Source organism: Streptomyces sp. NPDC050448 (assembly GCF_040655295.1).
Lineage (GTDB): Bacteria > Actinomycetota > Actinomycetes > Streptomycetales > Streptomycetaceae > Streptomyces.
In genome coordinates this window covers 290,619-316,552 of record NZ_JBFAJR010000004.1, presented here as the reverse complement: position 1 = coordinate 316,552, position 25,934 = coordinate 290,619, and the positions used below count along the sequence as shown (strand labels likewise).

Here is a 25,934-nt window from a genome sequence, read left to right as displayed (position 1 = left end):
AGAGGACGTCTGGCACTCGCATACTGGAACCATGAGAGAAGCAGAGCTCCCCGCCCGCGGACCGACGGCCGCGCGCCGCCCCGATCCCGGGCCGCCGGCGCCCGGCGGGGTGCTCTGGACCATCTCCGGCGACATCCGGGCCCTGCTGATGCTGCCCGCGGCCTTCACCCTGCAGGTCGCCCACCCCGCGATCGGGGCCGGCGTCGACGAGCACTCGGTCTTCCGCACGGACCCCTGGGGGCGCGGCGAGCGCTCGTTGCGCTCCGTCCAGCTGTGGGTGTACGGCGGGGAGGAGGCCGCCGAGGAGGGCCGCCGGGTGCGCCGCCTGCACAAGGAGATCCAGGGCATCGACACCCGGGGGCGGAGCTACCACTCCCTCGACCCCGCCTGCTACTCCTGGGTGCACGCCACCGGTTTCCCGATCTACCTGTACGCCGGGCGCTACCTGCTGCGCCGCTTCACCCCTGCCCAGGAACGGCAGCTGTACCGGGAGTGGCTCCAGGTGGGCCGGATCCTCGGCATCCGCGACCGGGACATGCCGCAGACCATCGAGGAGTACTGGCCGTACTACCGCCGGATGCTGGCCGAGGAGATCGAACCCACCGCGGTGGCCCGCGAGCTGGTCGCCACGGACGTGCCGCTGCCCCGGCCCGAGGGCGGCTCCCTGCCCGTACGGCTGCTGCTGCGGCTCACCTGGCCGGTGCTCCGGGCGGCGTTCCTGCACTTCCGGGCCTTCGTCACCGTCGGGTACATGCCGCCCGACGCCCGCGCCGCCATCGGGCTGGAGTGGAGCCCGGCCCAGGAGCGCAGGCTCCGGCGGTTCAGCGCGGCCGTACGACTCCTCGTACCGCTGCTGCCGGAGCGGCTGCGGTACCTGCCCATCGCGCGGGCGGCGCGGGCCCGGTGGCGCGCCGGCACCCCCTGAGGGGCGCCGGCGCGCGGGACCTCGTACGCGGCCGAAGCGGGTCCGGTGCCAGGTCCGTCACCGGGCCCGTCGCCGGGCTCAGCGCTCGTGGATCGAGTCCGTCGCCGCGATCTTCTTCCAGGACTTCGGCTCCACCGGCTGCGCGGCGGGGGCCTTGAGGGACCGGGTGGTCGGGGACGCGGCGCCCGGAGCCGGGGCGGCCGGCGGGGCGAACGCCGGCTTGCCCGGGGTGTACAGCCAGGTCTCGAACAACTGGGCCAGCGGCTTGTTCGACACCTTCTCCGCGTAGCGGACGAAGTCCCCGACCTTCGCGTTGCCGTAGGCCCGCTCGGTCGGCCAGCCCTTGAGGATCTGGAAGAACTTCTCGTCGCCGATCTCGTTGCGCAGTGCTTGCAGGGCGATCGCGCCGCGGTCGTAGACGGCCCCGTGGAACTGGTTGTCCGGGCCCGGGTCACCCGGCTTGACCTGCCAGAACGGGTCCTCGGCCGGACGCAGCCGGTACGCCCAGTCGGCGAGCTCCTGTGCCGTGCCCTCGCCCTCCTTCTCCGACCACAGCCACTGGCTGTAGCGGGCGAAGCCCTCGTTGAGCCAGATGTCCTTCCAGCCGTCGACGGACACGCTGTCGCCGTACCACTGGTGGGCCAGCTCGTGCACGACCACCGAGACGTTGGCGCCGTTGGAGAACTGTTTCGGGCTGTAGAACGGCCGGGTCTGGGTCTCCAGCGCGAAGCTCGACGGCACGTTCGGCACGTAACCACCGAGGGCGTTGAAGGGGTACGGCCCGAAGACCCCCTCCAGCCACTCGGCGACCTCGCCGGTCCGCTCCACGCTCGCCCGCGCCGCGCCCGCGTTGTCGCCGAGGTCCTTGCTGTACGCGTTGAGGATGGGCAGCCCGCTCGCCGTCTTGTCGGTGGTGACGTCGAACTTGCCGATGGCGAGGGTGGCGAGGTACGTGGCCTGCGGTTTGTTCGAGCGCCAGTTGTACCGGGTCCAGCCGAGCCGGGAACTCTGCGACTGGAGCACGCCGTTGCTGATCGCCTGCGTGCCGTCCGGGACGTTGACCGAGATGTCGAAGGTGGCCTTGTCGAGAGGGTGGTCGTTGCTCGGGAACCACCAGACGGCCGAGTCCGGCTCCTGCGCCGCGACACCGCCGTCCGGGGTGCGCTGCCAGGCCGACCAGCCGTCGATCTTGAACTCCGACGGCTTTCCGGCGTACTTGACGACGACGGTCGCCGGCTTGTCCTTCTGCAGCGGCTGTGCGGGGGTCACCTCCAGCTCGTGGTTCCCGGACGTGGCGAACTTCGCCTTGGCGCCGTTGACCCGGATCTCGCTGACCTTCAGGCCGAAGTCCAGGTTGAAGCGGGAGAGGTCCTGCTTGGCGGTGGTCAGCAGGGTGGCGGTGCCCTCCAGCAGGTCCGTGTTCGGCTGGTACTGCAGGCGCAGGTCGTAGTGGGACACGTCGTATCCGCTGTTGCCGCTGGCCGGGTAGTAGGGATCGCCGATGCCCGGGGCCCCTTGGACCGAACTCGCCGCCGACGCCGGGATCACCAGCAGGAGGGAAGCGGCGAGCACGCTCGGGGCGATGACTTTGCGGTGCACGAAGAGCTCCAAGTGGTAGAGGAGTCAGTTGTGTTCAAGGCCTTGTCGTCCGACCGTATTCAGGCCCGGCCTCCCACGTCATGTCCATGGCCCCTGCTGTCACACGATCGCCATTCGGCCGTCACGGGCCGGCGGCCGCACCGGCCCGGGCTGCGGCGCAGCCGGGTGCGCACCGTCCCGAAGAGCCGCATTCCGGTACCCGGACCGCCCGCTCGCGGGCCGGCGGACCGCGGAAGAAAGACCGGAAAGTGAGCAGTCGTGGCCGGTCTCACATTTCCTTATACGGGTCCCGCGAGCGGCCGGGGCTACCCGGCATACTGAGCGGTCGGTAATCTGGTCGGCATGACGATTCCTGTGCGCGCCGCCCGTAACTGTTGGCATGCTGCGATCAACCCGCTGCACGCGACCATCTACTTCTCGCCCGACCTGGGCAAGGAGTTCGCCGCCCTCGGTGTCACCGAACGGCCCGCCGTGAACCTCGCCTCTCGGTCCGCCGCCATGGGCGCCGTCGGAGCCGGGACGGTCACCGCCACCTTCTACAACTACCGCCACGACTTCATCGCCCGGCACCTGCCCGCCGTCTGGGAAACGATCACCCCCGGGCAGGCCCTCGACGCCCGGCTGCGCGCCGCCGACAGCACCCTGCGCCGGCTGCTGGGCGCGGAGACCATCGAGTCCCCCGAGCTCGCCGAAGCCGCCGACCTCGCCCTGCGCGCCACCGAGGGCTGCACCCGGCACGCCCGGACCCTCTACGCGGCCCATGCCGACCTCCCCGTGCCCGAGGAGCCGCACCTGCGCCTCTGGCACGCCACCACCCTGCTGCGCGAGCACCGCGGCGACGGCCACCTCGCCGCCCTGCTGCTCGCCGGCCTGGACCCGCTGGAGGCCCTGGTCAGCCACACCGCCACCGGCCGCGGCATGACCCCGAAGTGGATCAAAGCCATCCGCGGCTGGGAGCAGTCCGACCTCGACGCCGCCGCCGCCCGGCTGCGCGAGCGCGGGATCCTCGCCGCCGACGGCGAGCTCACCGAGGAGGGCAAGGCCGTACGCGAGCGCCTCGAGGCCGACACCGACCGCCTCGACGCGGCCCCGTACGAGCACCTCGGCGCGGAAGGCCTGGCCCGGCTCGCCGAACTCGGCGGCGGATTCGTCATGAAGGCCCTCGCCGCCGGCGCCTTCCCCGCCGACGCCTTCGGCAAGGCCTGAGGCAGCGGGCGGAGGCCCGAGCGCGGGGCTCCCGGCCCCTGCCACCGCCACCTGCCACAATTGGCAGCCTTCCAGTGCAAACGAAGGCAGGCGGGACCCGATCGTGACGATGTCCATCGAAGGCAGGATCGCCGAGGAGCTCGGCGTACGGGAGCGGCAGGTCAAGGCCGCCGTCGAGCTGCTCGACGGCGGCTCCACCGTGCCGTTCATCGCGCGCTACCGCAAGGAAGCGACCGAGATGCTCGACGACGCCCAGCTGCGCACCCTCGAGGAGCGGCTGCGGTATCTACGCGAACTCGAGGACCGGCGCGCATCGATCCTGGACTCCGTACGGGAGCAGGGAAAGCTCGACGCCGAGCTGGAGGCCCGGATCAACGAGGCCGACACCAAGGCCCGGCTGGAGGACATCTACCTCCCGTTCAAGCCCAAGCGGCGCACCAAGGCGCAGATCGCCCGCGAGGCCGGCCTGGAGCCGCTCGCCGACGGCCTGCTGGCCGACCCGTCGGTGGAACCGGCCGCCGCCGCGGCCGCGTTCGTGGACGCCGACAAGGGCGTCGCGGACCCGGCCGCCGCCCTGGAGGGCGCCCGCGCCATCCTCACCGAGCGGTTCGGCGAGGACGCCGACCTGATCGGCGAGCTGCGCGAGCGCATGTGGGGCCGCGGCCGGCTCGCCGCGAAGGTCCGCGACGGCAAGGAGGAGGCGGGCGCCAAGTTCGCCGACTACTTCGACTTCGCCGAGCCCTTCACCGCGCTGCCCTCGCACCGCGTCCTCGCCATGCTGCGCGGCGAGAAGGAGGACGTCCTCGACCTCACCCTGGAGCCCGAGGTCCCCGAGGACACGGCGGCCCCCGGCCCGTCCACGTACGAGGGCATGGTCGCCCGCCGCTTCGGGATCGGCGATCGCGGCCGCCCCGGCGACAAGTGGCTGGCCGACACGGTCCGCTGGGCCTGGCGTACGAAGATCCAGGTGCACCTCGGCATCGACCTGCGGATGAGGCTGCGCGCCGCCGCCGAGGACGAGGCCGTCCGGGTCTTCGCCGCCAACCTGCGCGATCTGCTGCTCGCGGCCCCGGCCGGCACCCGGGCCACGCTCGGCCTCGACCCGGGCTTCCGCACCGGCGTGAAGGTCGCCGTCGTGGACGCCACCGGCAAGGTCGTGGCCACGGACGTGATCTACCCGCACGTCCCCGCCAACAAGTGGGACGAGTCCCTCGCCAAGCTGGCCCGCCTCGCCAAGGAGCACGCGGTCGAGCTGATCGCCATCGGCAACGGGACCGCCTCGCGCGAGACCGACAAGCTCGCCGGCGACCTGATCACCCGCCACCCCGAGCTGAAGCTCACCAAGGTGATGGTGTCCGAGGCGGGCGCCTCCGTGTACTCGGCCTCCGCCTTCGCCTCGCAGGAACTCCCGGACATGGACGTGTCGCTGCGCGGCGCCGTCTCCATCGCCCGCCGCCTCCAGGACCCGCTCGCCGAGCTCGTCAAGATCGACCCGAAGTCGATTGGCGTCGGCCAGTACCAGCACGACCTCTCCGAGGTGAAGCTCTCGCGCTCGCTCGACGCGGTCGTCGAGGACTGCGTGAACGGCGTCGGCGTGGACGTCAACACCGCCTCCGCGCCCCTGCTCTCGCGGGTGTCGGGCATCAGCGGCGGACTCGCCGAGAACATCGTGGCCCACCGCGACGCCAACGGCCCCTTCCGCAGCCGCAAGGCGCTCAAGGACGTGGCCCGCCTCGGCCCGAAGGCGTACGAGCAGTGCGCGGGCTTCCTGCGGATCCGCGGCGGGGACGACCCGCTGGACTTCTCCAGCGTGCACCCCGAGTCGTACCCGGTGGTCCGGGGCATGGCCAAGACCGCCGGCAGCGAGGTGGCGGCCCTGATCGGCAACACCGGCGTGCTGCGCTCGCTGCGCCCGGAGCAGTTCGTCACCGAGGCCTTCGGCCTGCCGACCGTGACGGACATCCTGCGCGAGCTGGAGAAGCCGGGACGCGACCCGCGGCCGGCCTTCAAGACGGCCACCTTCAAGGAGGGCGTCGAGAAGATCGGCGACCTGGCGCCCGGGATGATCCTGGAGGGCGTGGTCACCAATGTGGCCGCCTTCGGCGCGTTCATCGACATCGGCGTCCACCAGGACGGGCTGGCCCACGTCTCGGCGCTGTCGAAGAACTTCGTGAAGGACCCGCGGGACGTGGTCAAGCCGGGCGACATCGTCCGCGTGAAGGTCATGGACGTGGACATTCCGCGCAAGCGCATCTCGCTGACCCTGCGGCTGGAGGACGAGGCCGACCGCTCGGCGGGCGCACCCCGCCAGCGTGAGGACCGCCAGGACCGCACGGACCGCCAGGACCGGCGCGGCGGCGGCCGTCCCCCGCAGCAGCGCGGAGGCGCCCAGGGCGGCCAGGGCGGAGGCCAGCGTCAGGGCAGCCAGCGTCAGGGCGGCCAGGGCGGCAGCGGCTCCCCGGCCCCGGCCAACAGCGCGATGGCGGACGCCCTGCGCCGGGCCGGCCTCACCGGCGGCCCCGAGGAGCGCCGCAAGCGCTAGGGCAGCGCGGCCCGCGGCTCCTCCGGCGGTGGCCGGGGGAGCCGGTGGGGCCCGGCGGGGCCCGGCGCCGGGCCGCCCGCGTCCGGTGGGGCCGACTTCCCGCGGATGGTCAACTCCGATTCACCGCACGGGAAATGCCGCTGACGCGGTCCTGCCGCATCGAACCTCGGCGTCACCGTTGCCGGGTCACGGGCGCGCGGCAGCGGCCGTAGCGCCCCGGAACCGCGAGGGTGCGATTGCAGCCACCGGCCTGCGACGGGCCGTGTTCCGGGATGGCCGAATAGGCACCCCACCTGGGGACATGTCTTGCGAACTCCCGTACAAGATCTGTAGGCATGGTGGAACGCCCGTTCGCCGACTGATGAACGGGCATCCGTTTCCCCCCTCAGGACCCCACTTCCAGAGGCCGCCTTGAAGGCGCAGGACGCCATGCCCATGCCCACGCACGCCTACCGACGCTGCCCGCGAAAGGGTCCGAAGAGGGATCACATGCCCCACTCGCAACCCAGCCTCCGTAAAAGGTGCGAGAAGATTCTCGGCCATCTGGATCTGACCCATCCGTTCTCCCTCGAAGGGCTGTGCAACCGGATAGCCGAGCAGCGCGGGCGCCCCATCCGCCTGCACCCGCTCCCCAAGGAGGCGGCGGAATCCGGGGTGTGCGGGCTGTGGGTGGGCACCGCCAGCATCGACTACGTCTTCTACGAGGCCCAGACCACCCCGCTCCACCGCGAGCACATCGTGCTCCACGAGCTCGGGCACATCCTGTTCGGCCACCACTCCCTGGAGGCCGAGGACACCGACGGGCAGGCCCCGGTCGTCCTCGGGCGCACCAACTACACCACCAGCCAGGAGCGGGAGGCGGAGATGCTCGCCAGCATGATCCGCATCCGCACGGCGGGCCCCTGCCCGCAGTCGGCCGCCGCACCCCGCGGCACCCTCGCCTGGCTGGAATCCGCCATGGGCTACAGGCGGGGGAACCATGGGCGCCGCTGACCTCACCGCCATCGGTGACTGGCTCGCCGTACCCAGCGTGGCCTGCCTCTGGACCGCGATCCTGTTGCGCGCCCCGGCCGCCCTGCGCTCCCCGCAGCAGCGCGGACTGTGGCTCGCCGTCGCCACCGCCGCCGCGGCGATGACCCTGAACCTGCCGGACGTCGTCACGTACGCGATGCGCGACCCGCACTACGCGCACACCGTCGGCCTCGTCCGCAACCTCATCGGCGTGCTCTCCGCGGGCACCGTGCTCTACTTCGTCGCCGCCGCCACCCGCGGCCGGGTCCTCCAACTCGCCGCCTGGATGGGCACGGTGGCCTGGCTGACCACCCTCGTGGTGCTGGACACCGCCGCCCCCGCGCACGGCACGCACACCATCCCGCCGCACGGCGATCCGGTGCCCTCCCTCGCGTACTGGCTGTTCCTGATCTCCGCCCACCTCCTCGCCAACACCACCTGCGTCTCCCTCTGCTGGCGCTACAGCCGCCGCAGCGAGAGCAGGGGCCTCGCCACCGGGCTGCGGCTGTTCGGCCTCGGCACCGCGCTCGCCGGCCTGTTCTGGTTCGTGTACCTCCTCAAGGCCCTGTTCGGCAGCACGTGGGCGATGCCCGCCCTGCCGCTGATGATGAACCTGCACGGGCTGCTGCGCGCCGCCGCGATCCTCGTGCCGACCCTGTTCGTCCTGCGCCGCACGACCGCCGACATCGCCACCGCCTGGCGGCTGTGGCCGCTCTGGCACGACCTCGTCCAGGCCGTGCCGCACGTCGCCCTCACCAAGCCGCGGGCCGGTCGCGTCGTGGAACTGCTGTGGCCGCCCGTCCCGCGCAACCTGCTGGTGTACCGCAAGGTGATCGAGACCCGCGACGCGATCCTGATCCTCGGCGAGTACGTCGCCCCGGGCGTCCCGGAGCTCGCCCGCAACCATGTCGCCGGGCAGGGGATCCCCGAGCAGCGGCGCACCGCGGCCGCGCTGGCCTGCGTACTGAAGGAGGCGCGGCAGGCGAAGCTCGCCGGACGGCCCGGACAGCCGGGGGAGGACGCGGCATGGGAGCTGCCGGCCGCCATGCAGACCTCCGCCGAGGGCGGCGACCTGGACGACGAGGCCCGGTTCCTGGTCGACGTGGCGCAGGCCTACGGATCCCCGGCGACCACGGACTTCACCCCGGCACGCCCGAACGCCCAGTAGCACCCGAACCGTGAACAACGTGTAGGAAGTGACCTTCTCTTGACCACCGTTCTGATCACCGGGGCCAGTGCCGGACTCGGCGCCGCCTTCGCCCGCGGCTTCGCGGCCAAGGGCTGCGGCCTCGTCCTGGTCGCCCGCGACAAGGACCGCCTCGAAGCCGTGGCCCGGGAGCTCGGCCGGGAGTTCGGCACGGCCTGCGAGGTGCTGCCCGCCGATCTGCTGGACGCCGCGGACTGCACGGTGGTCGCCGAGCGGCTCGCCGACCGGCACCGGCCCGTGGACATCCTGGTCAACAACGCGGGCTTCGGGCTGCCCGCGCCGTTCCCGTACAGCCCGGTCGAGGACGAGGAGCGGATGCTCGACCTGCTGGTGAAGGTCCCGCTGCGGCTCACCCACGCCGTGCTGCCGGGGCTGCGCGAGCGCCGCCGGGGCGCGGTGGTGAACGTCTCCTCGGTGGCCGGACTGCTGCCGACCGGGACGTACGGGGCCGCCAAGGCCTGGGTCACCGCGTTCAGCGAGTCCCTGCGGGTGGACATGGCGCCGTACGGGGTCCGGGTGCTGGCGGTGGTCCCGGGGTTCACCCGCACCGAGTTCCAGGCGCGGGCCGGGATGGACGTCAGCGCACTGCGCGAGGCGGTGTGGCTGGAGCCCGAGGCCGTGGTGGCCAAGGCCCTGCGGGACCTGGCCCTGCGCCGGCCGGTGAGCATCACCGGCCGGCGCTACCAGGCGTACGCGCTCGCCGCACGGCACCTGCCGCGGGGCTTCGTGGCCCGGCGGCTCCCCCGCAAGCGCCGCGCGCCCGCGCAGTAGCTAGAGCTCGGTGACCTTGCCGTCCGCGACCTCCAGGCGGCGGGTCACGTGCACCGCGTCGAGCATCCGGCGGTCGTGCGTGACCAGCAGCAGGGTGCCCTCGTACGCCTCCAGGGCCGACTCCAGCTGCTCGATCGCCGGAAGGTCCAGGTGGTTCGTGGGCTCGTCCAGCACCAGCAGGTTCACCCCGCGGCCCTGGAGCAGCGCCAGGGCCGCCCGGGTGCGCTCGCCGGGGGAGAGCGTGGCCGCCGGGCGCAGCACGTGCGCGGCCTTCAGGCCGAACTTGGCCAGCAGGGTCCGCACTTCGGCGGGCTCGGTGTCCGGGACCGCCGCGCAGAAGGCCTCCAGCAGCGGCTCGTCCCCGAGGAAGAGGCCGCGCGCCTGGTCCACCTCGCCGATCAGCACACCCGAACCGAGCGTGGCCGCACCGGAGTCGGGCGCCAGCCGGCCGAGCAGGACGGCGAGCAGGGTGGACTTGCCCGCCCCGTTGGCGCCGGTGATCGCCACCCGGTCCGCCCAGTCGATCTGCAGGCTGGCCGGGCCGAAGGTGAAGTCCCCGCGCCGGACGGACGCCTCGCGCAGGGTGGCGACGACCGAGCCGGAGCGCGGCGCCGCCGCGATCTCCATACGCAGCTCCCACTCCTTGCGGGGCTCGTCGACGACTTCGAGCCGCTCGATGGCGCGCTGCGTCTGGCGGGCCTTGGCGGCCTGCTTCTCGCTGGACTCGCCGCGCAGCTTCTTGCCGATCTTGTCGTTGTCGGTGGCCTTGCGGCGGGCGTTGCGCACGCCCTTGTCCATCCAGTTGCGCTGCATCTGGGCCCGGCCTTCGAGCGCCGAGCGCTTGTCGGCGTACTCGTCGTACTCCTCGCGGGCGTGCGTACGGGCCCGCTCGCGCTCCTCCAGATAGGCGTCGTAGCCGCCGCCGTAGAGGTTGATCTGCTGCTGGGCCAGGTCCAGCTCGAGGACCTTGGTGACGGTCCGGGTCAGGAACTCGCGGTCGTGGCTGATCACGACCGTGCCCGCGCGCAGCCCCTTCACGAACTGCTCGAGGCGCTCCAGACCCTCCAGGTCCAGGTCGTTGGTCGGCTCGTCGAGCAGGAAGACGTCGTAGCGGGAGAGCAGCAGCGAGGCGAGGCCCGCGCGGGCCGCCTGGCCGCCGGACAGCGCGCTCATCGGCAGGTCCAGGCTGACGGCGAGCCCGAGCTCGTCGGCGACCTCCTGGGCCCGCTCGTCGAGGTCGGCGCCGCCGAGGTTCAGCCACTGGTCCAGCGTCGTCGCGTAGGCGTCGTCCGCGCCCGGGGTCCCGTCGACCAGGCCCTGGGTCGCCACGTCCAGCGCCGTCTGGGCGGCGGCCACGCCCGTGCGCCGGGCCAGGAACTCCCGTACGGACTCTCCCCCGGACTCCGTCTGGGAGGTGCCCCCATGGGCGCCGCGCGGCTCCTGGGGCAGGTGGCCGACGGCGGCGGTGGGCGGGGAGAGCCGCAGCTCACCGGTCTCGGGCGTGTCCAGGCCGGCGAGCAGGCGCAGCAGGGTGGACTTCCCGGCGCCGTTGACGCCGACGAGGCCGATGACGTCGCCGGGCGCGACGACGAGGTCGAGATCGGCGAAGAGCGTGCGCTCACCGTGCGCAGCGGTGAGGTTCTTGGCGACGAGGGTTGCAGTCATGGTGCGCCGATCCTATCCGCGCACCGGGTCGTGGCCGTAAAGGTGGGACGGACGTCATTGCGGTCATCGGCGGGGCGTCACACCATGGGGTCATGTCGTTGCGAAACGTGCTCGTCGTGCTCTACGACGGCGTGCAGAGCCTGGATGTGACCGGGCCCGTGGAGGTGTTCGCCGGGGTCGCCCGCTTCCCGGGGCGGGCGGAGGCCGGGTACGCGATCCGAACGGTCTCCCCGGGCGGGGCGCCCGTACGGACGAGCAGCGGGCTCACGCTGGTGCCGGACGGGGACCTGGAGAGCGCGAGACCGGGACCGGGGACCACGGTGCTGGTGCCGGGAGGCCAGTACAGGGGGGACTTCGAGCCGCGGCTCACCGGGTGGCTGCGCGCGCACGGGGGTGGCGCGGAGCGGCTGGTGTCCGTGTGCACGGGCGGGCTGCTGCTGGCCGAAGCCGGGCTGCTGGACGGGCGGCGGGCCACGACGCACTGGTACGTGTGCGAGCAGATGGCCCGGGACTACCCGAAGGTGAAGGTCGAACCGGATCCGATCTACGTACGGGACGGCCGGGTGGCCACCTCGGCCGGGGTCACGGCGGGGATCGACCTCGCGCTGGCGCTGGTGGAGGAGGATCATGGCCGGGAGCTCGCGCTGGGCATCGCGCGGCACCTGGTGGTGTTCCTGCGCAGGCCGGGGAACCAGGCGCAGTTCAGCGCCCAGCTGGCGGCGCAGACCGCGCAGCGGGATCCCTTGCGGGAGGTGCAGCAGTGGATCACGGAGCATCCGGGCTCGGACCTGAGCGTGGAATCCCTGGCGGCGCGGGCCAGGCTGTCGCCCCGGCACTTCGCCCGTGCCTTCCAGGCGGAGACGGGGGTGACGCCGGGCCGCTACGTGGAGCGGGTGCGGGTGGAACACGCGCGGCGGCTGCTGGAGGACACGGGGGACGGCGTGGCCCAGATCTCCCGGGCCTGCGGCTACGGCACGCCGGAAGCCCTCCGGCGAGCCTTCGTGAAGAACCTGGGCCACCCCCCGGCCGAATACCGCCGCCGCTTCGGCCCCGGCGACACCTGAGGGCTGCCCCGTGATCCCCGGCGGGCGCGCGACGCCGGCTACGGCACCGGAACCACTGCCCCCGCAGGGGGCGGCGCAGATCGGCCGTTCCCGTTCCCGTTCGGGGGCGGTGCCCACCCACCCAGATCACCACTCCGGAGGAGACATGCAGATCGCCGTCCTGCTCTACGACCGTTTCACCGCCCTCGACGCCGTCGGCCCCTTCGACACCCTCGGCCGCCTTCCCGACGCCGAGGTCGTGTTCGTCTCGGAGCGTCCCGGTCCGGTGCGGACCGACAACGGGGCCCTCGCGCTCGTCGCCGACAAGGGGCTCGACGAGGTGACCCGGCCCGACATCGTCATCGTGCCCGGCGGGCCCCACCCCGAGGTGGAGATGGAGAATCCCGCCGTCGTCGACTGGCTGCGTGCCGTCGACGCGACCACCACCTGGACCACGTCCGTCTGCACCGGCTCGCTCCTCCTGGCCGCCGCCGGGCTGCTCAAGGGGCGGCGGGCCGCCGGCCATTGGCTCTACCTGGACCGGCTGCCCGCCTTCGGCGCCGAACCCACCGGCGAGCGCGTCGTGTACGACGGGAAGTACGTCACCGCCGCCGGGGTGTCCTCCGGTATCGACATGGGCCTCGGCCTCCTCGGCCGCATCGCCGGCGACGAGTACGCCCAGACCGTCCAGCTGATCACCGAGTACGACCCCCAGCCGCCGTACGACGCCGGATCGCCGGACAAGGCCCCGGCCGGGATCGTGGCGCGGCTGCGCGGGCTCAACCCCGCGCTCGGCTCCCGGCGGTCCAGCTGAACGACGGGGTACGGCGTTCCAGGAACGCGGCGACGCCCTCCGCGGTGTCGCCGCTTCCGGCCGCCTGCTCCGCCCAGTACCCGTCCCGGTCCGTCCGCCCGTCGGCGAACTCCTTGGCCGCCGCCTGCGTCAGCTGCGAGCGGGTGGTCAGGATGCGGGCGAAGTCCGCGACCCGCTTGTCCAGTTGCCCGGCCGGCAGCAGCTCGTTCAGGAAGCCCGCGCGCAACGCGTGCTCCGCGTCGATCAGCTCCGCCGAGAAGAGGAAGTACTTGGCCACCGCCGGGCCGACCAGCGCGGCCAGCCGGCGGGTCGACGACGCGGGGTAGACGATGCCCAGCTTCGCCGGGGTCACCCCGAACGAGGCCCCCTCCTCCGCGAAGCGCAGATCACAGGCGGCAGCCAGCTGGCTGCCGCCACCCACGCAGAATCCGCGGATCGCCGCGAGCGTCGGCTTGGGGAAGGCGGCCAGGGCTTCCTCCGCCGCCACGGCCAGCGCCTGCGGGGCCTCGGCCCCGGTCAGTGAGGAGATGTCGGCCCCCGCGCAGAAGGTCGGGCCGGCCCCGGTCAGGACGAGCACCCGTACGGCCGGGTCGGTCGCGAGCCCGTCCAGCAGGTCCGGGAGCGCCCGCCACATCGCCGCGGTCATGGCGTTGCGCTTGGCGGGATGCGAGATGACGACCGTGGCGACGCCGTCGGCGACGGTGTGCAGGAGGGCTGCGTCCCGGGTTGCGTCATTGGCTGCGTCCATGTGCCGGATGCTATCCCGGGCGGTCGATCCCATGATCAAGGGGAGTCCGTCCGGAGGGTGCTGAAAGGTCGTCGTCGCCGCGATCGTCCGCCGCCCCGCTCTTCCTCGTCGGCGGGCTGTTCCGGCTGGCCGGCGGCCTGGTGGTGCGCGGGGCGCACCTCTGGCCGAACCGGGTCCGGGGCGCCTTCGGGATCCTGCTGGGCTTCCTGATCCTCTCCGGCCGGCCGGGCAACGGTCTCTGCGTGATCGGAACGTTCTTCTCCCTCGCCCTGTTGTTCGACGGGCTGAGCCCGATGGTCATGGGCCCGGGGTTCCCGGCGCATTCGGGGCTTGGTCAGGGAAGACGAGCTCTCGGCGGACGCGACCGCCGCCGACGGGGCGGGCGTCGTGGCCGATAAGGGTCCCGCAGAAGATCAGGAACAGTCGCACAACTGACGCTGTCATACGCCAGCGGTCAGAAAGTGTCCGATTGACGCTGACTTCTGGTCAGGGGTCCGGCCTGGACCAGCCCGTTCCCCACTCTTGACGCGTGGAGACGATCGAGCGTGAAGACGGGGGCCGGGAGATGGACGTCAGCGGGAGTGTCCCGCCAGCCGAAGAGGGTGAGCCGGAGGCCCCGGCCGACCCCCTCGCATACGAAGGCGTGTGGCGGTTCACCGTGCCCGCTGTAGAAGAATCCGTTCCGCAGGCCCGCCGCGCCGTCCGTGACCTGCTCGGCCGCCAGGGCGTCCCGGCCCACCGGGACCTCGTGTACTCCCTGCTGCTGATCGTCTCCGAACTGGTGACGAACTCGGTCCGGCACGCGGCCCTGCTCTCGCCGCAGGTCGCGGTCGAGGTCGCCATCGGCCGGGAATGGGTACGGGTGGCCGTCGAGGACAACCACCCGTACCGCCCCAAGGCGCTGGAGGCGGATTTCGGCCAGACCGGCGGCCGGGGCCTGCTCCTGGTGCGCGAGATCACGCTCGAGTCCGGCGGGGTCTGCGACGTCGAGCACACCTCGACGGGCGGCAAGGTCATCTGGGCGGCCCTGCCGCTCACCGCGCCGGCCGCACCGACTCCCGCAGTCTGAAACGCCGTACGGGCTACCAGCCCGCGGCATCACCGGTCAGTTCCCGGATCGCGGGCCGGGCCGCGTCCAGCACCGTCATGAACCAGGCCGAGAAGGGCGCCTCGGCGTGCCGCTTGGCCAGTTCCTCGGCGGTGACGAACGCGGTGTCGCCGACCTCTTCCGGATCCGGCCGCAGATGCGCCTGCGCAAGTCCCACGAACAGGTGGTTGTACTCCTGCTCCACCAGACCCGAAGCGGGGTCGGGGTGGTTGTAGCGCACGGTCCCCGCCTCCGCGAGCAGCGAGGGCGACAGGCCCAGCTCCTCGTGGGTCCGCCGGGCCGCCGCCGCGAACGGCGACTCCCCGGGGTAGGGGTGACCGCAACAGGTGTTCGACCAGACGCCGGGCGAGTGGTACTTCCCGAGGGCCCGCTGCTGGAGCAGCAGGCGGCCCTGCTCGTCGAAGAGGAACACGGAGAAGGCCCGGTGCAGCAGACCGGGCGCCTGATGGGCGGAGAGCTTCTCGGCCGTGCCGATGGTGTTGCCGGACTCATCGACCAGTTCGAGCATGATCGGTTCCTGAGTGCCGGTGCCGGGGGACGCGCTGTTCGCGGCGGTGGCTGGTGTGGTCGGCATACCCATCCTTCGCTTCGGACTTCGACCTTCAGTCTGCCGTACAAAAGAGGCTTGTCCCCACTTCGGTGATCCGCGCATGTCCGCCCCCGCCGCGTGGTAGGCGGCGAGGGGCAGATCACACGCGCTGTCAGTTGACGGCCCGTACGGCGGCCGTGCCGGCCGCGGTCTCGTTCCGGACCGGCCGGGCCCCGCCGTCCCCTGCGGTCACCGGCCGCAGGACGTAGCCCGTGTACCCGTACTCGTGTCCGTGCCGCGCCCGTACGTCGAGCTCCTCGCGTACGGAGGCCAGCGCCGCAGCGGCCGCCGGACCGGCGGGACCGGCTCCGGCGACGCGCTCGCCGAGCGGGCCGTAGTACTCGGCCCAGTCGGAGTCAGGCTGGTGGTGTACGCCCAGCACCCGGTACCCGGCGGCCTGGGCGGCCGCGAGGTTGCGGGCGGTGGAACGCAGCGGGTACTCGGGGTCCCAGAAGGCGCGGGCCCCGGCGGACGGCTCGGCGACCGTCCATTCGCACTCGGTGAGCACGAGCGTGCCCCCGGGCGCGAGCAGCCGCTTCCACTTGGCGAGCGCGGTGTCGAAACCGATGGTGTAGGCGGAGCCCTCCGCCCATACGAGGTCGAAGGAGCCGTCCTCGTGGGGGAGTGCGCCCATGTCCGCCTTGACGGGGTGGATGCGGTCGGCGAGCCCGCGGGCCTCGGCGGCGGCGCGGAGCTCGTCGAGGAAGCCCTCGTACAGGTCGACGGCGGTCACCTCGGCGCCGGCCGCGCCCGCTTCCCCGGCGAGGAGCAGCGCGCTGCGGCCGGGGCCGCAGCCCAGGTCGAGGGCGCGCGGCCGCTCGGGCAGCGGTCCGCACAGGGACAGCAGGTGCCGGGTGGTCGCGTCGGAGCCGGGGGACTGCCGGGGCAGGCCGCGGTGCAGCGTGTAGAAGGCGTCGATGAACTCGGCGCGGGTGAAGTCGGGGGAGTGGCCGGTGCCGGTGTGGTCGGTGTTAGGAGTGTCACCAGTGATGTCGGTCAACGTGAACCCTTGGAACGGGGGCTCCGGCCGACGAGGACGATCGGTGTGGTCAGGCCTGGCCGGACGCCCGGAGGAAGGTGGGGATGAACCGGAGTGCGCCGCGCTCGGCAGCGACCACTGCGACGGTCATCTACCCACCTCCTTCTCGCTCATGTGTTCCGACGGTTCGGTACGGCGTTTCACCCTAACATCCAGGCGGTTTGTGGTATCTGGGCGTGATCGTCAATGATGATCGCGCCAGGCTCGAAGCCCTGGAATATTCGGCTTATCGGGGAGCAAACGGGTGATGAACCCCCGCTTCCATTCATCCGATAGCCTCTGCCGACGTGCCGCCGCCCCCACCAGGCGCCCGTCCAGTGTTCGCTGCAAGGAGTGAGTTCGTCTGTCGACCGTCATCCTCACCGGCCTGCCGGTCCCCGGATCACCGCTTAACGACGAGCTGCGCTCCCTCGGCTTCGACGTCCGCTCGGCCGCCGGGCCCGAAGACACCTCCGCGGTGCTGGCCGGCGTACCCGCCGACCAGCGCGTCGCCGTCGTCGACAGTGCCTTCGTCGGGCACGTCCACGCGCTGCGCCTCGCGCTGACCGATCCGCGCTTCGACGCCTGTGCCGTGACCGGCGCCTTCGCGGTCCAGCCCGCGGCCCGTGCGGCCCTGGACAAGGCCGCCGCCCTGGCGCCCGACGGCGCCGGACCGTACGCGGACCGGCTCGCCGCCGCCGTCGAGGCCGCCGGGACCACCGTCCAGCGCCCCGAGCTCGGCACTCTGGTCGCCGCCGTCCCCGCCACCGACGCGGAGCGCGCGGAGGCGGACGCCGCCGTCGCCGCCGTGGACGACGAGGCCGTGCGCCTGCGCACCGCCGTGAAGTCCCGCGACGGGTTCTTCACCACCTTCTTCATCAGCCCCTACTCGCGCTACATCGCGCGCTGGTGCGCGCGCCGCGGCCTGACCCCGAACCAGGTCACCACCGCCTCGCTGATCACCGCGCTGATCGCGGCCGGCTGCGCCGCCACCGGCGAGCGCTGGGGCTACGTCGCCGCCGGCGTGCTGCTCCTCGTCTCCTTCGTCCTGGACTGCACGGACGGGCAGCTCGCCCGCTACTCGCTCCAGTACTCGACGATGGGCGCCTGGCTCGATGCGACCTTCGACCGCGCGAAGGAGTACTCCTTCTACGCGGGCCTCGCGCTCGGCGCGGCCAGGAACGGCGACGACGTGTGGGCCCTCGCGCTCGGCGCGATGATCCTGATGACCTGCCGCCATGTCGTGGACTTCGCCTTCAACGAGGCCAACCACGACGCCACGGCCAATACGAGCCCGACGGCGGCGCTGTCCGACAAGCTCGACAGTGTCGGCTGGACGGTCTGGGTCCGGCGGATGATCATCCTGCCGATCGGTGAGCGCTGGGCCATGATCGCGGTGCTCACCGCGGCCACCAGCCCCCGGATCGTCTTCTACGCCCTGCTCGTCGGCTGCGCCTTCGGCGCGCTCTACACCACCGCCGGCCGGGTGCTGCGCTCGCTGACCCGCAAGGCCAAGCGGACCGACCGGGCCGCCCAGGCGCTGGCCGACCTCGCCGACTCGGGCCCGCTGGCCGAGCTCGCGGGCCGCGTCGTGGGCCGGCTGGCCCCCGGCGCCGGGATCGCCGCAGCCGTGATCGGCTCGGCGGCCCTGCTGTGGACGGCCTGGGCGTACGAGTTCGGCGCCCGCCAAGTGATCATCGCCGCCGTGTTCTACGCCGTGCTCGCCGGAGCGGCCGTCGCCCGCCCCCTCAAGGGCGCCCTCGACTGGCTCGTCCCGCCCGTCTTCCGGGCCGCCGAGTACACCACCGTGCTGATCCTCGCCGCCAAGGCGGACGTCCCCGGGGCCCTTCCCGCGGCATTCGGACTGGTCGCGGCGGTCGCCTACCATCACTACGACACGGTGTACCGCATCCGCGGCGGCACCGGCGCGCCCCCGCACTGGCTGGTGCGGACGATCGGCGGCCACGAAGGCCGGGTGCTGCTCACCGCGGTCCTGGCCTCCGTCCTGGCGACGCGCGCTACGGACTTCCCCGTCGCGCTCACGGCCCTGGCCGTGTTCGTGGCACTCGTGGTGCTCGTGGAGAGCATCCGCTTCTGGGTCTCCTCCGGGGCACCCGCCGTACATGACGAAGGAGAACCAGCATGATCGGCCTTGTACTCGCTGCCGGTGCCGGACGCCGCCTGCGTCCCTACACCGACACCCTGCCCAAGGCCCTCGTGCCCGTCGGCCCCGAAGGCGACGAGGAGAGCCTGACGGTCCTGGACCTCACCCTCGGCAACTTCGCCGAGGTCGGCCTCACCGAGGTCGCGATCGTCGTCGGCTACCGCAAGGAAGCCGTGTACGCGCGCCGGGAGGCCCTGGAGGCCAAGTACGGCGTCAAGATCACGCTGATCGACAACGACAAGGCCGAGGAGTGGAACAACGCCTACTCCCTGTGGTGCGCCCGTGACGTCCTCAAGCAGGGCGTGATCCTCGCCAACGGCGACACCGTCCACCCGGTCTCCGTCGAGAAGACCCTGCTCGACGCACGCGGCAACGGCCAGAAGATCATCCTCGCCCTCGACACGGTCAAGAGCCTGGCCGACGAGGAGATGAAGGTCGTCGTCGACGGCGACAAGGGCGTCCGGAAGATCACCAAGCTCATGGAGCCGTCCGACGCCACCGGTGAGTACATCGGCGTGACCCTCATCGAGCCGGAGGCGGCCGAGGCGCTCGCCGAGGCCCTGAAGACCACCTTCGAGCGCGACCCCGACCTGTACTACGAGGACGGCTACCAGCAGCTCGTGGGCGACGGCTTCGTCATCGACGTGGCCCCCATCGGCGACGTCAAGTGGGTCGAGATCGACAACCACGACGACCTCGCCAAGGGCCGGACGATCGCATGCCAGTACTGACGAGGCTCATCCCCTCCCCGGTCGTCGTCGACATCAGCCGCGGCGCCATGGACGACCTGGCCGGCCTCCTGGCCGACCAGCGGATCTCGGCGTCCGGCAAGCTGGCGATCGCGATCAGCGGCGGCTCCGGCCAGGTGCTCCGCGCCAAGCTGGAGCCCGTACTGCCGCACGCCGACTGGTACCCGGTCGTCGACGGCACCATCGACTCCGCGGTCAAGCTGGCCGACGACATAAAGGGCCGTCGCTACGACGCCGTGGTCGGCCTCGGCGGCGGCAAGATCATCGACGTGGCGAAGTACGCCGCGGCGCGCGTCGGGCTGCCGATGGTGGCCGTCGCCACCAACCTGGCGCACGACGGCATCTGCTCGCCGGTGGCCACGCTGGACAACGACAACGGCCGCGGCTCCTACGGCGTGCCCACGCCGATCGCGATGGTCATCGACCTCGACGTGATCCGCGAGGCCCCGGTGCGGTTCGTCCGCTCCGGCATCGGCGACGCGCTCTCCAACATCTCGGCCATCGCCGACTGGGAGCTCTCGCACAAGATCACCGGGGAGCCCGTGGACGGCCTGGCCGCCGCGATGGCCCGTACGGCCGGCGAAGCCGTCCTGCGCCACCCCGGCGGCTGCGGCGACGACGACTTCCTCACGGTGCTCTCCGAGTCCCTCGTGCTGACCGGCATCGCCATGTCGATCAGCGGGGACACCCGGCCGGCGTCCGGCGCCTGCCACGAGATCAGCCACGCCTTCGACCTGCTCTACCCGGGACGCTCCGCGCTCCACGGCGAGCAGGTCGGCATCGGCGCCGCCTTCGCGATGTACCTGCGCGGCGCCAAGGAGCAGTCCGGGCTCTTCGTCGAGTCGATGCGCGGCCACGGACTGCCCGTGCTGCCCGCCGAGATCGGGTTCAGCGTGGACGAGTTCGTCGCGGCCGTCGAGTACGCCCCCCAGACCCGCCCGGGACGTTTCACGATCCTGGAGCACCTCAATCTGTCCGCAGTCGAGATCAGGGACGCATACGCCGACTATGCCAAGACCATCCGTAGCTGAACTCCGGCCCGTCGTTCACCCGCCGGGCGTCAAGGACCGGCGCAGTGGCGAGCACTGGGGCGGTCGCCTGTACATGCGCGAGATCTCCCTGCGCATCACCCGCGTCCTGGTGACCACCAAGGTCACGCCCAACCAGCTGACGTACGTGATGACCCTCGCCGGTGTCCTGGCCGCGCCGGCGCTGCTGGTGCCGGGCATCTGGGGCGCCGTCCTCGGCGTGGTGATGGTCCAGCTGTACCTGCTGCTCGACTGCGTCGACGGCGAGGTCGCCCGCTGGAAGAAGCAGTTCTCGCTCTCCGGGGTGTACCTGGACCGGGTCGGCGCCTACCTGTGCGACGCGGCGGTCCTGGTCGGCTTCGGCCTGCGCGCCTGCGATCTGTGGGGCGGCGGCCGGATCGACTGGCTGTGGGCCTTCCTCGGCACCCTCGCGGCGCTCGGCGCCATCCTGATCAAGGCCGAGACCGACCTGGTCGGCGTCGCCCGGCACCAGACCGGGAAGCCGCCGGTCGCGGAAGCCGCCGCCGAGCCGCGTTCGTCCGGCATGGCGCTCGCCCGCCGGGCCGCGTCCGCGCTGAAGTTCCACCGGCTCGTCCTCGGCATAGAGGCGTCGCTGCTCATCCTGCTGCTGGCCGTCCTGGACCAGATGCGGGGCGACCTGTTCTACTCCCGGCTCGGTGTGGCCGTGCTGGCCGGCATCGCCATGCTCCAGACGGTGCTGCACCTGGTGTCGATCCTGGCCTCCAGCAGGCTCAAGTGACGACGCCGATGCGGCTGGGCGCCGTGATCATCACCATGGGCAACCGCCCCGACGAGCTGAAGGCGCTCCTCGACTCGGTGGCCCGCCAGGAAGGCGACCCGATCGAGGTCGTCGTCGTCGGCCAGGGCGTCGATGTCACCGGCCTGGAGGGCCTGTCGGCCGGTGTGCGCACGGTCTCCCTGCCCGAGAACCTGGGCATCCCCGGCGGCCGCAACGTCGGCATCGAGGCCTTCGGCCCGGGCGGCAGCGAGGTCGACGCCCTGCTCTTCCTCGACGACGACGGTCTGCTGGAGCGCACCGACACCGCCGAGCTGTGCCGGCAGGCCTTCGCCGAGGACCCGAAGCTCGGGATCGTCAGCTTCCGGATCGCCGATCCGGAGTCCGGCGAGACCCAGCGCCGGCACGTGCCCCGGCTGCGCGCCTCGGACCCGATGCGCTCCTCTCGCGTGACCACCTTCCTGGGCGGCGCCAACGCCGTCCGCACCACGGTGTTCGAGCAGGTCGGAGCGCTGCCGGGGGAGTTCTTCTACGCGCACGAGGAGACCGATCTCGCCTGGCGGGCGCTCGACGCAGGGTGGCTGATCGACTACCGGGCGGACATGGTGCTCCTGCATCCGAAGACCGCCCCCTCCCGGCACGCGGTCTACCACCGTATGGTGGCCCGTAACCGGGTGTGGCTCGCCCGCCGTAACCTGCCCGCCCCGCTGGTCCCGGTCTACCTGGGCGTCTGGCTTGTGCTGACGCTCCTGCGCAGACCGTCGGTACCGGCGCTCAAGGCCTGGTTCGGCGGGTTCGCAGAGGGATGGACCACCCCCTGCGGTCCCCGGCGCCCCATGAGGTGGCGCACGGTCTGGCGGCTGACCCGGCTGGGCCGACCGCCTGTCATCTGACACGGTCGCGTCTGAGAACATGACGCGATCACGGGCCGAGCGCCCCAGGCCCGATGCCACCTTCTGCCGCATCTTGAAGACGGAAAGTTTCATCTTGTGAGTGACACAACCCAGGATGGCGCCCTCGCCACGAGCAAGCCGCCGTCCGAAGACGCGGGACTTGCCCCCGCGGAGCTCGCCAGGAAGTACGGCCTGTCCGTCAGCGGCGCCCGGCCGACCCTGTCCGAGTACGTGCGGCAGCTCTGGGACCGGCGCCACTTCATCATGGCGTTCTCCCGGGCCAAGCTGATGGCCCAGTACAGCGAGGCGCGGCTCGGCCAGATCTGGCAGGTGGCGACGCCGCTGCTCAACGCGCTGGTGTACTACCTGATCTTCGGCCTGATCATGAACGCGGGCCGGGGCATGGCGAAGGGGGTCTACATCCCCTTCCTGGTGACGGGCATCTTCGTCTTCACCTTCACCCAGAGCTCTCTGATGGCGGGAGTCCGGGCCATCCCCGGCAACCTCGGCCTGGTCCGCGCCCTGCACTTCCCGCGCGCCTCCCTGCCGATCTCCTTCTCGATGCAGCAGCTCCAGCAGCTGCTGTACTCGATGATCGTCGTGGTGATCGTCACGGTCGCCTTCGGCAACTACCCGAAGCTGTCCTGGCTGCTGGTCATTCCGACCCTGGCGCTCCAGTTCGTCTTCAACACCGGCCTCGCGCTCGTCTTCGGGCGGATGGGTTCCAAGACCCCCGACCTCGCGCAGCTGATGCCGTTCATCACGCGTACGTGGATGTACGCCTCGGGCGTCATGTTCTCGATCAGCGGGGCGCTCAGGGACAGGCACGTGCCCGCGTGGGTCACGGACGTGCTCCAGTGGAACCCGGCCGCGATCTACATGGACCTGATCCGGTACGCGCTGATCGACGACTACGGCCGGCACAACCTCCCGCCGCACGTCTGGGCCTTCGCCGTCGGCTGGGCCGTCGTGATCGGCCTCGGTGGTTTCGTGTACTTCTGGAAGGCTGAGGAGCGTTACGGCCGTGGCTGAGATCAACCGGGGCAACGTCCCCACCGTCATCGCCGACGACGTGCACATCGTCTACCGCGTCAACACCGGCAGCACCGGCAAGGGCAGCGCCACCGCGGCGCTGAGCAAGATAATGCGCCGGGGCAAGGGCGATGCGCCGGGCGTCCGCCGGGTCCACGCCGTGCGCGGCGTCTCCTTCACGGCGTACCGCGGCGAGGCCATCGGCGTCATCGGCTCCAACGGCTCCGGCAAGTCCACCCTGCTGCGCGCCATCGCCGGTCTGCTGCCCTGCGAGTCGGGCAAGGTCTTCACCGACGGCCAGCCCTCGCTGCTGGGTGTCAACGCCGCACTGATGAACGACCTCACCGGTGAGCGCAACGTGGTCCTCGGCGGTCTCGCGATGGGAATGAGCCGCGAGCAGGTCCGGGAGCGCTACGACGACATCGTCGACTTTTCGGGCATCAACGACAAGGGCGATTTCATCTCCCTTCCGATGCGCACGTACTCGTCCGGTATGGCCGCACGCCTGCGATTTTCCATTGCGGCGGCGAAGGACCACGACGTTCTGATGATCGACGAGGCCCTGGCGACCGGTGACCGCAAGTTCCAGGTGCGTTCCGAGGAGCGCATCCGCGAACTGCGCAAGCATGCCGGAACCGTTTTCCTGGTGAGCCACAACAACAAGTCCATCCGCGACACCTGCAGCCGTGTGCTGTGGCTGGAGAAGGGTGAACTGCTGATGGACGGGCCCACCGAAGAAGTCGTCTCGGCCTACGAGAGGGCGTCCAGCGCCTGACGCGGCCCGTGCCGGCCCCCGTCGCCTCGAGCGGCGGGGGCTTCGGCATGCCCAGGACGTCCGGCGCCGACATTCGGTAGCGGAGTGAATACCCGAGAGGCTGCCGCGACGTTGTACAGCGTAAGCTGGAGCAGGCCTCAATCGCGGTCAGAGGGGACGATTCCCCGCAGGTGAACGGCCTGGGATACCCCGGGGAAAGTCCGGCGGCGTGTCCGAAATAGGATGTATTGGGTCGGCAGTGTAGAACGGGAGATGTGACGGCAATGGCTACGGGAATTCTCCGGCCCCCAGGCATTGAGGCCGTCCCCCGCGCGGGTGGCGGGCGGTGACCCCCGGGCACGGTATCCGGACCCGGCGGGACGCGGCCCCCACAGCCCCCGACGCCCACGCGCGCGCCACCCTCGGCAAGGCGCGGACGGAGAACTTCCCCGTCGCCCCGTCCTTCCTCCCCCGCGCCTGGCGCGACGGCCTGATGGCGGTGTACGGGTACGCCCGCCTGGTCGACGACATCGGTGACGGCGATCTCGCCCCCGGCGGGCACGACGCCGTACTCCTCGGCCTCGACCCCGCCGCGGCGGACGACCGGCTCGCCATGCTCGACGCCCTCGAGGCGGACCTGCATCGCGTCTTCGGCGCCACCGACGGGCCGCCGCGCCATCCCCTCCTGGTGGAGCTCCGGCCCGTGGTCCGCGCCCACGGCCTCACCCCCGAGCCCTTCCTCGGGCTCATCGAGGCCAACCGCCAGGACCAGCGCGTCACGCGCTACGAGACGTACGGCGACCTGCTCGCGTACTGCGAGCTCTCCGCGAACCCGGTCGGCCGCCTCGTGCTGTCCCTCACCGGCACCAGCACCCCCGAGCGGATCCGCCGCTCCGACGCCGTCTGCACCGCCCTGCAGATCGTCGAACACGTCCAGGACGTCGCGGAGGACCTCGGCCGGGGCCGGATCTACCTCCCGGCCGAGGACATGCGCCGCTTCCACGTGGGCGAGGCCGACCTCAAGGCCCACCGCGCCGGCGCGTCCGTACGGTCCCTGGTCGCGTTCGAAGCCGAACGCGCCCGCGACCTCCTGAATGAAGGCACCCCGCTCGTGGGTAGCGTGCACGGCAGGCTCCGGCTGCTGCTCGCGGGCTTCGTGGGAGGAGGGCGTGCCGCCCTGCGAGCCGTCACCGCCGCCGGCTTCGACGTACTCCCCGGCCCGCCCAAGCCCACCAGGAGCGGTTTGCTCCGCGAGGTGGCCGCCGTCCTGCGCACAGCGCCGAGAAAGGGGTGAGCCCGACCGTGGAGGGTTCCGCACACACGTCCGCACCGTCCGCACCGGTCCTGGCGGCCTACAGCTACTGCGAGGCCGTCACCGGCTCGCAGGCGCGCAATTTCGCGTACGGCATCCGGCTGCTGCCCTCCGACAAGCGGCAGGCGATGTCCGCGCTGTACGCCTTCTCCCGGCGCGTCGACGACATCGGCGACGGCACGCTGGCCCCCGAGGCCAAGCTGGCCCGGCTCGAGGAGACCCGCGCCCTCCTCGGCCGGATCCGGGCCGGGGAGATCGACGAGGACGACACCGACCCCGTCGCCGTCGCCCTCGCCCACGCGGCCCGCCGCTTCCCGATCCCGCTCGGCGGCCTCGACGAGCTCATCGACGGCGTCCTGATGGACGTCCGCGGCGAGACCTACGAGACCTGGGACGACCTCAAGGTCTACTGCCGCTGCGTGGCCGGAGCCATCGGGCGGCTCTCGCTCGGCGTGTTCGGCACGGTGAACACCGAAGGCCTCGGCGCATCCGAGGCGGCGCGCGCCGACGAGTACGCCGACACCCTCGGCCTCGCCCTCCAGCTCACCAACATCCTGCGCGACGTCCGCGAGGACGCCGGCAACGGGCGCACCTACCTGCCCGCAGAGGACCTCGCCAAGTTCGGCTGCTCCGACGGCTTCCACGGCGACCGGGCCCCCGCCGGGGCCGACTTCGCCGGGCTCGTCCACCACGAAGTCCGGCGCGCCCGCGCCCTGTTCGTCGAGGGCTACCGGCTGCTGCCCATGCTCGACCGGCGCAGCGGCGCCTGCGTCGCCGCCATGGCCGGCATCTACCGGCGCCTCCTCGACCGCATCGAGCGGGAGCCCGAGGCCGTGCTCCGCGGCCGCGTCTCGCTGCCCACGCACGAGAAGGCGTACGTCGCCGTGCGCGGCCTGTCCGGCCTCGACGCGCGGACCATCTCACGCCAGAGCACGCGGAGGCGGATGTGACCCCGCCGACCCGCCCGGGGTCCCCTCCCGGCGGACCCGCGGCCCCGCC

22 protein-coding genes and 1 pseudogene are annotated in these 25,934 nt (G+C 72.0%); 18 read left to right on the top strand and 5 right to left on the bottom strand.

The genetic code is table 11. From position 1 onward, the window contains the following. Nucleotides 1-31 precede the first annotated feature (31 nt). Nucleotides 32-925: an oxygenase MpaB family protein gene (locus AB0I68_RS08170; protein ID WP_363176382.1), complete on the top strand. Its 894-nt coding sequence runs from the start codon at nucleotides 32-34 to the stop codon at nucleotides 923-925. A gap of 78 nt (nucleotides 926-1,003) precedes the next feature. Here the strand turns inward: AB0I68_RS08170 and AB0I68_RS08165 are convergent, their stop codons facing one another. Next, on the bottom strand, nucleotides 1,004-2,524 hold the full coding sequence (locus AB0I68_RS08165) for a M1 family metallopeptidase (protein ID WP_363176381.1): 1,521 nt from the start codon (nucleotides 2,522-2,524) through the stop codon (nucleotides 1,004-1,006). Nucleotides 2,525-2,866: 342 nt separating this feature from the next. Here AB0I68_RS08165 and AB0I68_RS08160 point away from each other — a divergent pair, with 342 nt between their 5' ends. From AB0I68_RS08160 to AB0I68_RS08140, 5 genes are all read left to right on the top strand, one after another. After that, nucleotides 2,867-3,730 (top strand): hypothetical protein, encoded by an 864-nt coding sequence (locus AB0I68_RS08160; protein WP_363176380.1) that lies wholly within the window; start codon nucleotides 2,867-2,869, stop codon nucleotides 3,728-3,730. 103 nt (nucleotides 3,731-3,833) lie between these two features. After that, nucleotides 3,834-6,272, top strand: coding sequence for a Tex family protein (locus AB0I68_RS08155; protein ID WP_363176379.1), 2,439 nt, complete (start codon nucleotides 3,834-3,836; stop codon nucleotides 6,270-6,272). A gap of 489 nt (nucleotides 6,273-6,761) precedes the next feature. Further along, a complete protein-coding gene (locus AB0I68_RS08150) occupies nucleotides 6,762-7,265 on the top strand; it encodes a hypothetical protein (RefSeq protein ID WP_363176378.1) in 504 nt (167 codons plus the stop codon). Further along, on the top strand, nucleotides 7,252-8,451 hold the full coding sequence (locus AB0I68_RS08145) for an MAB_1171c family putative transporter (protein WP_363176377.1): 1,200 nt from the start codon (nucleotides 7,252-7,254) through the stop codon (nucleotides 8,449-8,451). Before AB0I68_RS08150 ends, AB0I68_RS08145 begins: the two co-directional genes overlap by 14 nt. A 39-nt stretch (nucleotides 8,452-8,490) precedes the next feature. After that, nucleotides 8,491-9,261, top strand: coding sequence for an SDR family oxidoreductase (locus AB0I68_RS08140; RefSeq protein WP_363176376.1), 771 nt, complete (start codon nucleotides 8,491-8,493; stop codon nucleotides 9,259-9,261). On the opposite strand, the gene abc-f is transcribed toward AB0I68_RS08140, so the two are convergent. Continuing rightward, a complete protein-coding gene (abc-f, locus tag AB0I68_RS08135) occupies nucleotides 9,262-10,926 on the bottom strand; it encodes a ribosomal protection-like ABC-F family protein (RefSeq protein ID WP_363176375.1) in 1,665 nt (554 codons plus the stop codon). 92 nt (nucleotides 10,927-11,018) lie between these two features. Between abc-f and AB0I68_RS08130 the strand changes: the two genes are divergently transcribed. After that, nucleotides 11,019-11,990 carry a GlxA family transcriptional regulator gene (locus AB0I68_RS08130; protein WP_363176374.1) on the top strand — a complete coding sequence of 324 codons (972 nt, stop codon included), beginning with the start codon at nucleotides 11,019-11,021 and terminating at the stop codon, nucleotides 11,988-11,990. A 145-nt stretch (nucleotides 11,991-12,135) separates the two neighbouring features. After that, nucleotides 12,136-12,783: a DJ-1/PfpI family protein gene (locus tag AB0I68_RS08125; protein ID WP_363176373.1), complete on the top strand. Its 648-nt coding sequence runs from the start codon at nucleotides 12,136-12,138 to the stop codon at nucleotides 12,781-12,783. Here the strand turns inward: AB0I68_RS08125 and AB0I68_RS08120 are convergent. Beyond that, the gene (locus tag AB0I68_RS08120) at nucleotides 12,749-13,531 is read right to left on the bottom strand and encodes an enoyl-CoA hydratase/isomerase family protein (protein WP_363176372.1); all 783 of its coding nucleotides are present in this window, start codon (nucleotides 13,529-13,531) and stop codon (nucleotides 12,749-12,751) included. The genes AB0I68_RS08125 and AB0I68_RS08120 overlap by 35 nt on opposite strands. 529 nt (nucleotides 13,532-14,060) lie before the next feature. Here AB0I68_RS08120 and AB0I68_RS08115 point away from each other — a divergent pair. Then, on the top strand, nucleotides 14,061-14,600 hold the full coding sequence (locus tag AB0I68_RS08115; protein ID WP_363176371.1) for an ATP-binding protein: 540 nt from the start codon (nucleotides 14,061-14,063) through the stop codon (nucleotides 14,598-14,600). A gap of 13 nt (nucleotides 14,601-14,613) precedes the next feature. Here AB0I68_RS08115 and idi read toward each other — a convergent pair whose 3' ends face one another. Together idi and AB0I68_RS08105 are read right to left on the bottom strand one after the other, a co-directional pair. Next, entirely contained in the window at nucleotides 14,614-15,213 is a 600-nt protein-coding gene (gene idi, locus AB0I68_RS08110; protein ID WP_363176370.1) for an isopentenyl-diphosphate Delta-isomerase, read from the bottom strand. A 130-nt stretch (nucleotides 15,214-15,343) separates the two neighbouring features. After that, nucleotides 15,344-16,147 (bottom strand): annotated as a pseudogene (locus AB0I68_RS08105) (class I SAM-dependent methyltransferase); the annotation flags it as partial. Nucleotides 16,148-16,610: 463 nt separating this feature from the next. Between AB0I68_RS08105 and AB0I68_RS08100 the strand changes: the two are divergent. From AB0I68_RS08100 to hpnD, 9 genes are all read left to right on the top strand, one after another. Further along, nucleotides 16,611-18,392, top strand: a complete 1,782-nt coding sequence (locus tag AB0I68_RS08100; protein WP_363176447.1) for a DUF5941 domain-containing protein — start codon at nucleotides 16,611-16,613, stop codon at nucleotides 18,390-18,392. Then, complete coding sequence (locus tag AB0I68_RS08095) at nucleotides 18,389-19,141, top strand: phosphocholine cytidylyltransferase family protein (RefSeq protein WP_363176369.1); 753 nt, start codon at nucleotides 18,389-18,391, stop codon at nucleotides 19,139-19,141. Before AB0I68_RS08100 ends, AB0I68_RS08095 begins: the two co-directional genes overlap by 4 nt. Further along, nucleotides 19,129-20,190 carry an iron-containing alcohol dehydrogenase family protein gene (locus AB0I68_RS08090; protein WP_363176368.1) on the top strand — a complete coding sequence of 354 codons (1,062 nt, stop codon included), beginning with the start codon at nucleotides 19,129-19,131 and terminating at the stop codon, nucleotides 20,188-20,190. Before AB0I68_RS08095 ends, AB0I68_RS08090 begins: the two co-directional genes overlap by 13 nt. Beyond that, nucleotides 20,168-20,947 carry a CDP-alcohol phosphatidyltransferase family protein gene (locus AB0I68_RS08085; protein WP_363176367.1) on the top strand — a complete coding sequence of 260 codons (780 nt, stop codon included), beginning with the start codon at nucleotides 20,168-20,170 and terminating at the stop codon, nucleotides 20,945-20,947. Before AB0I68_RS08090 ends, AB0I68_RS08085 begins: the two co-directional genes overlap by 23 nt. Then, nucleotides 20,944-21,837: a glycosyltransferase gene (locus tag AB0I68_RS08080; protein ID WP_363176366.1), complete on the top strand. Its 894-nt coding sequence runs from the start codon at nucleotides 20,944-20,946 to the stop codon at nucleotides 21,835-21,837. Before AB0I68_RS08085 ends, AB0I68_RS08080 begins: the two co-directional genes overlap by 4 nt. A gap of 96 nt (nucleotides 21,838-21,933) precedes the next feature. Beyond that, the gene (locus AB0I68_RS08075) at nucleotides 21,934-22,869 is read left to right on the top strand and encodes an ABC transporter permease (RefSeq protein ID WP_363176365.1); all 936 of its coding nucleotides are present in this window, start codon (nucleotides 21,934-21,936) and stop codon (nucleotides 22,867-22,869) included. Continuing rightward, nucleotides 22,862-23,644: an ABC transporter ATP-binding protein gene (locus tag AB0I68_RS08070; protein ID WP_363176364.1), complete on the top strand. Its 783-nt coding sequence runs from the start codon at nucleotides 22,862-22,864 to the stop codon at nucleotides 23,642-23,644. Before AB0I68_RS08075 ends, AB0I68_RS08070 begins: the two co-directional genes overlap by 8 nt. Before the next feature lie 343 nt (nucleotides 23,645-23,987). Further along, nucleotides 23,988-24,917 carry a squalene synthase HpnC gene (hpnC, locus tag AB0I68_RS08065; protein ID WP_363176446.1) on the top strand — a complete coding sequence of 310 codons (930 nt, stop codon included), beginning with the start codon at nucleotides 23,988-23,990 and terminating at the stop codon, nucleotides 24,915-24,917. 8 nt (nucleotides 24,918-24,925) lie between these two features. Next, nucleotides 24,926-25,885 carry a presqualene diphosphate synthase HpnD gene (gene hpnD / locus AB0I68_RS08060; protein WP_363176363.1) on the top strand — a complete coding sequence of 320 codons (960 nt, stop codon included), beginning with the start codon at nucleotides 24,926-24,928 and terminating at the stop codon, nucleotides 25,883-25,885. Nucleotides 25,886-25,934: the final 49 nt, after the last annotated feature.